Raw genomic sequence first — 11,245 nt, forward strand, 5'->3', positions numbered from 1 at the left:
GAAAACGGGATGAGCCGTGTCAGTGGTGAACCGTAGGGTCGGACCTGATGCCCGAGAAACCCCTCGCCCCAGAGTCCTCCCCGCCCGGCCGCTCGGCGGTGCGGACGCTCCTCCGGTTGTGGCCCTACGTACGGCCCGTACGCGTCCGGCTGTTCACGGCCGCCGTCGTCGCGGTCGTCGCCTCCTGCCTCTCGCTCGTCATCCCGCTCGTCCTGAAGTGGATGGTGGACGGTCCGGTCGCGGACCGGGACCCGGGCGGGGTGTGGCTGGGCGCCCTGTACCTGCTGCTGCTCGGTGTCGCCGAGGCCCTGCTGTTCGGCCTGCGGCGGTGGCTTGTGGCCAGGCCGCTCGCCTCCGTGGAGGCACGGATGCGGGGCGAGCTGTTCGGGCGGCTCCAGCGGCTGCCGATCGCCTTCCACGACCGGTGGGCGTCCGGGCAGCTCCTCTCGCGCGGCACGACCGATCTGATGCTGGTCCGGATGTTCCTGGCGTTCCCGCTGACCTTCCTGGTGGTCAACGGGGTGACGATCCTGGCCGGTTACGTGCTGCTGCTCGCCCAGGACCCGGCGCTGGGCCTGGTGCTCCTCACCCCGGTGGTGCCGCTGGTGGTGGTCTGCTCCCTCTTCGAGAGCCGGTACGCGCTCGTGGCCCGGCGCGCCCAGGACCAGGTGGGCGATCTGACGACGGTCGTCGAGGAGAGCGTGCTCGGGATCCGGATCGTGAAGGGCTTCGGGCGTCACCGCAGCCAGGCGGAGGCCTTCCGGACCCTCACGGCGCTGCTGCGGGGGACGGAGCTGACCAAGGCCCGGCTGCTCGCGGCGATCTGGGGACTGATCACCTTCCTGCCGGAGCTGGCGATCGGGGCGGCGCTGGTGCTCGGCACGGTGCGGGTCGCCGACGGGGAGCTGTCGGCGGGCACGCTGGTCGCCTTCCTGTCGACGGCCCTGGCCCTGCGCTGGCCGGTGGAGTCCATCGGTTTCCTCATCGCCATGAGCCAGGAGGCGGCGACGGCGACGGAGCGGTACTTCGAGGTGATGGACGCGCAGGAGGAGACCGACCACGGCGGCCTGGGCTCCGGAGGCGCGCCGGTGGGCGGCGGGGCCGCGGGCGGGGTCCGCTTCGAGGGGGTGTCCTTCCGCCACCCGGACGCGCCGCCGGACGCTCCCCCGGTCCTGGACGGCGTCGATCTGCACATCCGGCCCGGCGAGACGCTGGCCCTGGTCGGCGGCACGGGCTCCGGCAAGACCACGCTCACCGCGCTCGTCCCCCGGCTGCACGAGGTGACGGCGGGCCGGATCCTGCTCGACGGGGAGGACATCGCGCTCATGGACCGGGAGCGGTTGCGGTCCCTGGTGGCGGTGGCCTTCGAGGAGCCGACGCTGTTCTCGGCGAGCGTCGGGGAGAACGTCCTGATGGGCGCGGACGCCGGGGCCGGGGAGCCGGAGCTGCGGCGGGCCCTGGCCGTGGCGCAGGCGGACGGTTTCGTGGACCGGCTGCCGGAGGGCGCGCGGACGCGGGTGGGCGAGCAGGGGCTGAGCCTGTCGGGCGGGCAGCGGCAGCGGCTGGCGCTGGCCCGGGCGGTGGTCGGCCGGCCGCGCTTCCTCATCCTGGACGACCCGCTGTCGGCCCTCGACGTGCACACGGAGGCACGCGTGGAGGCGGCGCTGCGCGAGGTGCTGCGGGAGACGACGGCACTGGTGGTGGCGCACCGGCCGTCGACGGTGATGCTGGCGGACCGGGTGGCACTGCTGTCCGGGGGCCGGATCGCGGCGGTCGGCACCCATCAGGAGCTGCTGCGGAGCAGCGCGGAGTACGCCTGGCTGATGTCGGGCGACGGCAAGGCCGGCGCGGACGGCCGCAGGGACGGGGAGCGATGACGGACACCACCCTCGCGCAGGCGGCCGAGGAGGAGCGGCCGGACGGATCCGGTCCGGCGGGCGCGCCGGGGCCGGGCGACCCCTTCGACCGGGACGACCTGCCCGCGCCGCGCGGGGCGACGGGGGCGCTGCTGCGCTCGCTGCTCGCCGCGCACCGGGCGCGGGTCGCGTGGGCGGTGCTGGTGCTGCTCCTGAAGGAGGGCGCGGTCCAGGCGGGCCCGCTCCTCGTCGCGTACGCCATCGACCGGGGAGTTCCGGCGCTGCGGGCCGGGGACCACGGGCCGGTGGTGGCGGTGGCGGCCGGCTGTCTGCTGTGCGCGGGGCTCGGCGGGCTCCTGCAGTACGTCTTCGTGCGGGGCGCGGCCCGGATCAACCAGGACGTCCTGCTGGACCTGCGGGGCCGGATCTTCCGGCACGCGCAGGTGCTGAGCGTGGACTTCCACGAGCGGTACACCTCGGGGCGGCTGATCTCCCGCTCGACGACGGACGTGGAGTCGCTGCGGGAGCTGCTGTCGGAGGGGCTCCAGGAACTGATCGGGGTGGTGCTGTCCTTCGTCTCCATCTCGCTGATGCTGCTCTGGCTCGATCCGGCGATCGGGACGGTGGCGGTGGGCTCCTTCGTCCCGCTGCTGCTGCTGGTGCGGCTCTACCGGCGGCGGGCGGGCCGGGTGTACGGGGAGAAGTCGACGGCCATGGCGGGCGTCATCGTGAAGTTCGCGGAGACGATGAACGGCATCCGGCCGGTGCGGGCGTTCCGCCGGGAGCGGGCGAACGACACGGAGTTCGCGGTGCTCAACCGGCGCCATGAGCGCAGCAACGGCGACGCGCTCCTGGAGATGGCCCGCTACGTGGTCGGTTCGCGGCTGGTGGCCAACACGGCGGTCGCGGGCATGTGCCTGTGGGGCGCCTCCCGGGTGGCGGGCGGCACGCTGGCGCTGGGCGTGCTGGCGGCGGCCGTGCTGTACATGCGCCGGCTGTACGACCCGATCGACCGGCTGGGCATGTTCCTCAACTCGTACGAGTCGGCGGCGGCCTCCCTGGCGAAGATCGCGGGCCTGCTGGCGCAGGAGCCGGGTGTGCCGGAGGCGGTGGCCCCGCGGGAGCTGCCGGCGCGCCGGTCGGGGGCGCCGGGCCGCGAGGTGGTCTTCGAGGGGGTGCGGTTCGCCTACCGGACGGGCGGCGAGGTCCTGCCCCGCTTCGACCTGACGATCCCCGCGGGGCAGACGGTGGCCGTGGTGGGGGCGACGGGCGCGGGCAAGTCGACGCTGGTGAAGCTGCTCGCCCGGTTCTACGACCCGACGGAGGGCCGGGTGCTGCTCGACGGGGTGGACCTCAGGGAGCTGGCGACGCCGGAGCTGCGGCGCGGTGTGGTGATGGTGACGCAGGAGGCGTTCCTGTTCTCCGGGACGGTCGCGGAGAACATCGCGATCGGGCGCCCCGACGCAACGCGCGAGGAGATCGAGGCGGCGGCGCGGGCGATCGGCGCGCACGAGTTCATCACGGGCCTGCCGGACGGGTACGACACGGACGTACGGAAGCGGGGCGGCCGGATCTCGGCGGGGCAGCGGCAGCTCGTCTCCTTCGCGCGGGCGCTGCTCGCCGATCCGGCGGTGCTGATCCTGGACGAGGCGACGAGTTCGCTGGACGTGCCGGGCGAGCGGGCGGTGCAGCGGGCGATGGACACGGTGCTCGCGGGCCGCACGGCGGTGGTCGTCGCGCACCGGCTGTCCACGGTGGAGGTGGCGGACCGGGTGCTGGTGATGGAGGCGGGGCGGATCGTCGAGGACGGGGCGCCCGCGCGGCTGGTCGCCGGCGACGGGCGGTACGCGGGGCTCCACCGGGCCTGGCGCGAGAGCCTGGTGGGCTGACCCCCGGGGCGGTGGGCGGGCGACGCCGTGAGCCCGGACGGCGGTGGCGTGGACTTGCCGAACTCCCCCGGTGGGCGGGGGGAAGGATCGCGCCAGGGTCGGCGGGGGTGACGGCGGCCGGCGGTCCCGGGCGCGTGTCGCGCCGGGTGCCCGCGCGAGGGGCGGGCGGCCCGGGAGCCGAACGGAGGCCCGGCCTCCCGGCGGGTGGTGAACGCCGGAAGGCCGGCCTTCCAAGATCACTGAAACGTCCGGTCAACGAACACGCCTGTACGGGCACCGGACGATTTCTGGCCAACTTGCCGTCACGGTCCTGACAGGTCCATGCCCTGCCTGTCAGTCTCTCAGCGGTTCTTCGCACCACTGTTCACCGCATCACCCGAACGTGCTGCACAGCTCTGTTTGCTCCGCCCGGAGAGCATCCCCCGGCGCTCCGGTACCCCCCTCGCAAAAGGAGTCTGCGTGAGATCCACGCCCAGCCGTCGCGCCACCGCGACCGGCGCCCTGATCGCTGCCGCCGCCATGCTCGCCGTGAGCGTCCAGACGGGAGCCGCCACCGCGGCGGACGGCCCGCTGGGTGCGGCGGCCGCCCCCAAGGCCCAGAACGCCATCGCCGCCAACCCCGGCAAGCTCCCCGCCGACCTCACGCCGGCCGAGCGCACCGCGCTCATCAAGGCCGCCGACGCCGACAAGGCGGACACCGCCAAGGCGCTCGGCCTCGGCGCCCAGGAGAAGCTGGTCGTCCGGGACGTCGTGCAGGACCGCGACGGCACCACCCACACGCGCTACGAGCGCACCTACGCCGGACTGCCCGTCCTCGGCGGCGACCTGGTCGTAGCCGAGAACAAGGCCGGCGCCCCCGTCGGCGTGGTCAAGTCCTCCCGCGCGGAGCTGAAGAACGTCGACCTCACGGCCTCGGTCGCCCCGGCCGCCGCCGAGAAGCAGGCCCTGGGCCTCGCCCGTGCGGAGGGCTCCGAGAAGACCGCCGCCGAGCGCGCCCCGCGCAAGGTCGTCTGGATGGCGCAGGGCGCCCCCGTCCTCGCGTACGAGACCGTCGTCGGCGGTCTCCAGCACGACGGCACGCCGAACGAGCTGCACGTCGTCACGGACGCCAGGACCGGCGCGAAGCTGTACGAGTGGCAGGCGGTGCACAACGGCACCGGCAACACGCAGTACAGCGGCCAGGTGACGCTGGGCACCGCGCCCTCGTACACGCTGACCGACACCGCGCGCGGCAACCACAAGACGTACAACCTCAACCGCGGCACGTCGGGCACCGGAACGCTGTTCTCCGGCGCCGACGACATCTGGGGCGACGGCACTCCCCAGAACCTGGAGACGGCGGGCGCCGACGCCCACTACGGCGCCGCGCTCACCTGGGACTACTACAAGAACGTGCACGGCCGCAACGGCATCCGCGGTGACGGCGTCGCGCCGTACTCCCGGGTCCACTACGGCAACGCCTACGTCAACGCCTTCTGGCAGGACTCCTGCTTCTGCATGACGTACGGCGACGGCTCCGCCAACGCCAAGCCGCTCACGTCCATCGACGTGGCCGCGCACGAGATGACCCACGGTCTGACCTCGAACACCGCGAAGCTCGTCTACAGCGGTGAGTCCGGCGGCCTCAACGAGGCCACCTCGGACATCTTCGCGGCGGCGGTCGAGTTCTACGCCAACAACGCCCAGGACCAGGGCGACTACCTGGTCGGCGAGAAGATCGACATCCGCGGCAACGGCACCCCGCTGCGCTACATGGACAAGCCCAGCCGTGACGGCTCGTCCAAGGACTACTGGTACTCCGGCATCGGCTCCGTCGACGTCCACTACTCCTCGGGCCCGGCGAACCACTGGTTCTACCTGCTCTCCGAGGGCAGCGGCACCAAGACGATCAACGGGGTCGCCTACGACTCCCCGACCTCCGACGGCCTGCCCGTCACCGGCATAGGCCGCGACAAGGCCGCGCTGATCTGGTTCAAGGCGCTCACCACCAAGTTCACCTCCAGCACCAACTACGCCGGCGCCCGCACGGGCACCGTCGCGGCGGCCACCGAGCTCTACGGCGCCAACAGCCCCGAGGTGCTCGCGGTCCAGCACGCCTGGGCCGGCGTCAACGTGGGCACCCGCCCCGGCGGGACCGAGCCGCCCACCGGCAAGGTCTTCGAGAACACCGCCGACGTGTCCATCCCGGACAACGGCGCCGCGGTGACCTCCACCGTCAACGTCACCGGGGTCACCGGCAACGCGCCCTCCACCCTCAAGGTGGACGTGAACATCGTCCACACCTACATCGGTGACCTCGTCGTCGACCTCGTCGCCCCCGACGGCACCGTCTACAACCTGCACAACCGCACCGGCGGCAGCGCCGACAACATCGTCCAGACCTACACCGTGAACGCCTCCTCCGAGGTCGCCAACGGCGCCTGGAAGCTCCGCGCCCAGGACAAGGCCCGGGTCGACACCGGCTACATCAACAGCGTCAAGCTGACCTTCCCGTAAGGGAGGCGACGCCCGGCCGGGGCCCGGAGGGAACCTTCCCTCCGGGCCCCGGCGCGTGCGCGGCGACCGGCGAAGAGGCCGCGGGCAGCCGCCCCCTAGGCTGGTCCGCATGATCAGGGTGCTGCTGGCGGACGACGAGGCGATGATCAGGGCCGGGGTGCGGGCCATCCTCGCCACCGATCCCGGGATGGAGGTCGTCGCGGAGGCCGGCGACGGGCGGGAGGCCGTCGGCCTCGCCCTCCGGCACCGGCCGGAGGTCGTCCTCCTCGACGTCCGCATGCCCCGCCTGGACGGGCTCGCCGCCGCCGAGGAGCTGCGGGCCACGCTGCCGGGGACGGCGGTGGTCATGCTCACCACCTTCTCGGAGGACGCCTACATCGCCCGCGCCCTCGGCTGCGGGGTCGCCGGCTTCCTGCTCAAGTCCGGTGACCCGCGCGAACTGATCGCGGGGGTACGGGCGGTGGCGGCGGGCGGCGCCGCCCTCTCCCCCACCGTCGCCCGCCGGATCATCGACACGCTCGGCGGCGAACGCCTCTCCCGCGCGGCCGGCGCGCGCTCCCGCCTGGAGCCGCTGACCGGCCGTGAGCGCGAGGTCGTGGCCCTGCTCGGCGCCGGACTGTCCAACCAGGAGATCGCCGCCCGGCTGCATGTCGTGGAAGGCACCGTCAAGGCGCACGTGAGCGCGGTCCTCGGCCGGCTCGGTCTGCGCAACCGGGTGCAGCTCGCGATCCTCGCGCACGAGGCGGGACTGGTCCCGGACGACGCCCGGGACCTGCCCGGTGCGTGAGACCACCCCGCTCCGCGCCCGTCTGTTCGACCTCGGGCTCTGGCTGCTGCTCTGCGTCCCGGTGCTGCTGCGTTCCGACCCCGCCGACGGCGGCTCCTGGACCCAGGTCGCCCTCGGTGTGGTCCTCCTCGGCGGCTGCGTCGCCGTCAGCCGCCGCCTGCCCCTGGTGCCCCTGGCCGTGACCGTCGCGGCGAGCCTGCCCGCCACCCTGGAGCTGTTCACCCCCTCGTACAGCCTGGCCCTCGTCGCCTTCGGCTATCTCGCCGGCCGGCGCCAGGAGCACAGCCGGGGGGCGCTGTGGCTGTTCGGCGGGGTGGCGGCCGTCGGGCTGCTGCTCACCCGGCTCACCAGCACCTCCCTGGGCCCGTGGTTCACCCTGCTGCTCGCCGTCGCGCTGGCGATCGTCGCGCCCTGGCTCGTCGGCCGTTACGTCCGCCAGTACGACCGGCTGGTGCGCAGCGGCTGGGAGCTGGCCGACCGGATGGAGCGGGAGCAGGCGGCCGTCGCGGACCGGGAGCGGCTGCGCGAGCGGTCCCGGATCGCGGGCGACATGCACGACTCGCTCGGCCACGACCTCGCCCTCATCGCGGTCCGCGCCGGCGCCCTGGAGGTGGACCCGGCCCTCGGCCCGGAGCAGCAGCGGGCCGCGGGCGAGCTGCGCCGGGCGGCCGCGGGCGCCACCGAACGGCTCCGGGACGTCATCGGCGTGCTGCGGGAGGAGGGCGCGGCCGCGCCGACGGCCCCGCCGGGCGAGACGGTGGAGGAGCTGGTCGACCGGGCCCGCGCCTCCGGCCTCGACGTCGCCCTCACCGGCGCCCCGGTGCCCGAGCTGCCCGGGATGGCGGGCCGGGCGCTGCACCGGGTCGTGCAGGAGGGGATGACGAACGCGGCCAAGCACGCCCCGGGCGCGGCCGTGGCGGTGACGGTGGAGCAGCAGGGCGGGACGGTCCGGGTACGGGTCGCCAACGGGCCGGGCGACGGCGGCGAGCCGCTCGCCTCGGGCGGCACCGGGCTGGTCGGCCTCGACGAGCGGGTGCGGCTGGCCGGCGGCACCCTCGTCCACGGCCCGGCCGGGGACGGCGGCTTCGTCCTCACCGCCGTCCTGCCCCGGGGCGGGACGGCCGCGCGGCCCGCGGTGGCGGCCCCGACCTCGGCCCGGGAGCTGGACCGGGCCCGCCGCGAGGTCCGCCGCGATCTGGTGCGGGCCATCTGGATCCCGCTGGCGCTGCTCGCCGCCCTCACGGTGCTGACGGCGGGTGCGGCCCTGTGGACGCAGTCCCGCTCCTATCTGGAGCGGGACGACTACGCGCGCCTGCTGGTCGGCCAGGCGTACGCGGAGATCGCCGAGGACCTCCCGGACCGGCCGCTGGCGGCGCCGCCGCCGGGGCTCGCGGCCCCGCCGCCGGGCATGGACGAGTGCCGGTACTACCGGGCCACCGTCTTCGCGGCGGTCCCGGTGTACCGGCTCTGCTTCGCCGGGGGGCGCCTCGCCGCGAAGGACGAGGTGGGCTGAGCGGCCCGGCCGGTCAGCGCAGCAGGACGCCCGGGGCTTCGGCGGCCGGCTCCCGCGGGAGGGCGACGAGGCCCAGCTCGGCGGGATGGGACAGCAGCGGGTGGGCGGGCAGGACGCGGACCGTGCAGCCGAAGGGGCCCGTCCGGTCCAGTTCCAGGGTGCCGGCGTAGGGCTGGCGGCCGTCCAGGTCCTCGCCGCCGGCGGGCTTGAGCGCGCAGGTGCGGGTGGCGGTCAGGGTGTCGTCGGCGTCGACGCGGCCGGTGACCGCCTGCACCTCCACGTCGTCGGGGCTCAGCCCGCCGAGCGCGACCCGGGCCCGGACGACCGGGGTGGCGCCGAGTTCGGCGTCCGCGCCGGTGAGCTCACCGCCGGCGCCGGTGCCGTCACCGAGTTCCACGTGGTCGACGGCGACCTCCGGCCAGGCGGCGCGGACCCGGGCCTTCCAGGCGGCGAGCTCCCGCGCCCGGTCGGGGGTGAGGGCCCGGCGGGCCTCGGCGGCGGGGACGTAGAGGCGGGTCACGTACTCGCGGACCATCCGGTCGGCGAGCACCTTCGGGCCGAGGTCGCCGAGGGTCCTGCGGACCATGGCCGTCCAGGCGGCGGGGACGCCGTCGGGGCCCCGGTCGTAGAAGCGGGGGGCGACCCGGCGTTCGATCAGCTCGTAGAGCGCGGCGGCCTCCAGGTCGTCGCGGCGCTCCTCGTCGGCGGCGGCGGTGCCGTCGGCTGTGGGGATGGCCCAGCCGAACTCCGGCTCGTACCACTCGTCCCACCAGCCGTCCAGGACGGAGAGGTTGAGGCAGCCGTTGAGGGCGGCCTTCATGCCGCTGGTGCCACAGGCCTCCAGGGGGCGCAGGGGGTTGTTGAGCCAGACGTCGCAGCCGGGGTAGAGACCGCGGGCCATCTCCATGCCGTAGTCGGGCAGGAAGACGATCCGGTGCCGGACGCGGGGGTCATCGGCGAACCGGACGAGTTCCTGCACGAGCCGCTTGCCGCCGTCGTCGGCGGGGTGGGCCTTCCCGGCGACGACGAGCTGCACGGGCCGCTCGGGGTGGAGCAGCAGCGCCCGCAGCCGGTCCTTGTCGCGCAGCATCAGGGTGAGCCGCTTGTACGAGGGGACGCGGCGGGCGAAGCCGATGGTGAGCACGTCGGGGTCGAGGACGGTGTCGGTCCAGCCGAGTTCGGCGTCGGTGGCGCCGCGCTGCCGCCAGGAGGCGCGGAGCCGGGCGCGGACGTCGGTGACGAGCCGCTCGCGCAGGGTGCGGCGCAGCTCCCACAGCTCGCGGTCGCCCGCCTCGGGGGAGAGCCGGCCGACCTCGGGGGCGACCCAGGTGGGGGCGTGGACGCCGTTGGTGACGGAGGTGATGGGCACCTCCTCGGCGTCGAAGCCGGGCCAGAGGCCGGCGAACATGGCGCGGCTGACGGCACCGTGCAGGGTCGAGACGCCGTTGGCGCGCTGGGCGAGCCTGAGGCCCATGGCGGCCATGTTGAAGACGCCGGGGTCGCCGCCGAGGGGGGTCTCGTCGCCGAGGGCGAGGACCCGGCCGAGGTCGACCCCCGGGAGGGCGCCGTCCTCGCCGAGGTGCCGGGCGACCTGGGCGCGGTCGAAGCGGTCGATGCCTGCGGGGACGGGCGTGTGGGTGGTGAAGACGGTGCCGGCCCGCACGGTCTCCAGGGCGGTGTCGAAGTCCATTCCCTCGCCGAGGAGTTCCCGGACGCGTTCGAGGCCGAGGAAGCCGGCGTGTCCCTCGTTGGTGTGGAACACCTCGGGGGCGGGCGCGCCGGTGAGCCGGCTGTACGTGCGCAGGGCGCGGACGCCGCCGATGCCGAGGAGCATCTCCTGGAGCAGCCGGTGCTCGCTGCCGCCGCCGTAGAGCCGGTCGGTGACGTTCCGTTCGCCGGGGGCGTTCTCCTCGACGTCGGAGTCGAGCATGAGGAGCGGGACCCGGCCGACCTGGGCGGTCCACAGGTGGGCGTGGAGGCTGCGGCCGCCGGGCAGGGCGAGGGTGATGCGGGCGGGCGTGCCGTCGGGCTCGCGCAGCAGGGTGACCGGCAGCTCTCCGGGGTCGAGGACGGGGTACTGCTCCTGCTGCCAGCCGTCGCGGCCGAGGGACTGGCGGAAGTACCCGTGCCGGTAGAGCAGGCCGACGCCGGTCAGGGGGACGCCGAGGTCGCTGGCCGACTTGAGGTGGTCGCCCGCGAGGATGCCGAGGCCGCCGGAGTACTGGGGCAGGGCGGCGGCGACGCCGAACTCGGGCGAGAAATAGGCGATGCCGGCCGGGGGTTCGCCGGCGCCCAGCTCCCGCTGGAACCAGCGGGGGGCGTGCAGGTAGGTGTCGAGTTCCTCGGCGGCGGCGCGCAGCCGGGCCAGGAACTCCTCGTCGGCGGCGAGGGCGGCGAGCCGGGGCCCTTCGAGGGAGCCGAGGACCCGGACCGGGTCGGCGCCGGACAGCCCCTCGGGCGCGAGGGAGTCGAAGAGGGCGCGGGTGGGCTCGTGCCAGGACCAGCGCAGATTGTGCGCGAGGCCGGCGAGGGGCCGCAGGGGGTCGGGGAGGACGGGACGCACGGTGAATCGACGGATGGCCTTCACGGGACCACCTTCGCGCGCGGATCCGGCGGAGCGGGCGCACCACGCTGTGCGCCCGGCGTGGCGGCCCCGTTCCCGCCGGCTCTTGGCCGAACGGCGCCCATCCGGTTGCGTCCCGGT

At 74.8% G+C, this 11,245-nt stretch carries 6 protein-coding genes; 5 read left to right on the top strand and 1 reads right to left on the bottom strand.

Annotation, left to right across the window (positions count from 1 at the left end):
* Positions 1–47 precede the first annotated feature (47 nt).
* The 5 genes from ACFY60_RS01230 to ACFY60_RS01250 all read left to right on the top strand — a co-directional run bounded on the left by ACFY60_RS01230 (position 48) and on the right by ACFY60_RS01250 (position 8,541).
* Positions 48–1,877 carry an ABC transporter ATP-binding protein gene (locus tag ACFY60_RS01230; protein WP_388607787.1) on the top strand — a complete coding sequence of 610 codons (1,830 nt, stop codon included), beginning with the start codon at positions 48–50 and terminating at the stop codon, positions 1,875–1,877.
* Positions 1,874–3,745, top strand: a complete 1,872-nt coding sequence (locus ACFY60_RS01235; RefSeq protein WP_388607785.1) for an ABC transporter ATP-binding protein — start codon at positions 1,874–1,876, stop codon at positions 3,743–3,745. Before ACFY60_RS01230 ends, ACFY60_RS01235 begins: the two co-directional genes overlap by 4 nt.
* A gap of 459 nt (positions 3,746–4,204) precedes the next feature.
* Complete coding sequence (locus ACFY60_RS01240) at positions 4,205–6,241, top strand: M4 family metallopeptidase (RefSeq protein ID WP_388607783.1); 2,037 nt, start codon at positions 4,205–4,207, stop codon at positions 6,239–6,241.
* Positions 6,242–6,350: 109 nt separating this feature from the next.
* The gene (locus tag ACFY60_RS01245; protein ID WP_388607782.1) at positions 6,351–7,028 is read left to right on the top strand and encodes a response regulator; all 678 of its coding nucleotides are present in this window, start codon (positions 6,351–6,353) and stop codon (positions 7,026–7,028) included.
* Positions 7,021–8,541, top strand: a complete 1,521-nt coding sequence (locus tag ACFY60_RS01250) for a sensor histidine kinase (RefSeq protein ID WP_388607779.1) — start codon at positions 7,021–7,023, stop codon at positions 8,539–8,541. Before ACFY60_RS01245 ends, ACFY60_RS01250 begins: the two co-directional genes overlap by 8 nt.
* 13 nt (positions 8,542–8,554) lie before the next feature.
* On the opposite strand, the gene glgP is transcribed toward ACFY60_RS01250, so the two are convergent.
* Positions 8,555–11,128, bottom strand: coding sequence for an alpha-glucan family phosphorylase (glgP, locus tag ACFY60_RS01255; protein ID WP_388607777.1), 2,574 nt, complete (start codon positions 11,126–11,128; stop codon positions 8,555–8,557).
* Positions 11,129–11,245: the final 117 nt, after the last annotated feature.

Origin of the sequence: Streptomyces sp. NPDC012827 (assembly GCF_042900905.1) — a bacterium.
GTDB classification, from domain to species: domain Bacteria; phylum Actinomycetota; class Actinomycetes; order Streptomycetales; family Streptomycetaceae; genus Streptomyces; species Streptomyces gulbargensis.

Coding starts and splice junctions, on each gene's coding strand:
- ACFY60_RS01235 (WP_388607785.1), top strand. CDS start 1,874: ATGACGGACACCACCCTCGCGCAGGCGGCCGAGGAGGAGCGGCCGGAC.
- ACFY60_RS01230 (WP_388607787.1), top strand. CDS start 48: ATGCCCGAGAAACCCCTCGCCCCAGAGTCCTCCCCGCCCGGCCGCTCG.
- ACFY60_RS01245 (WP_388607782.1), top strand. CDS start 6,351: ATGATCAGGGTGCTGCTGGCGGACGACGAGGCGATGATCAGGGCCGGG.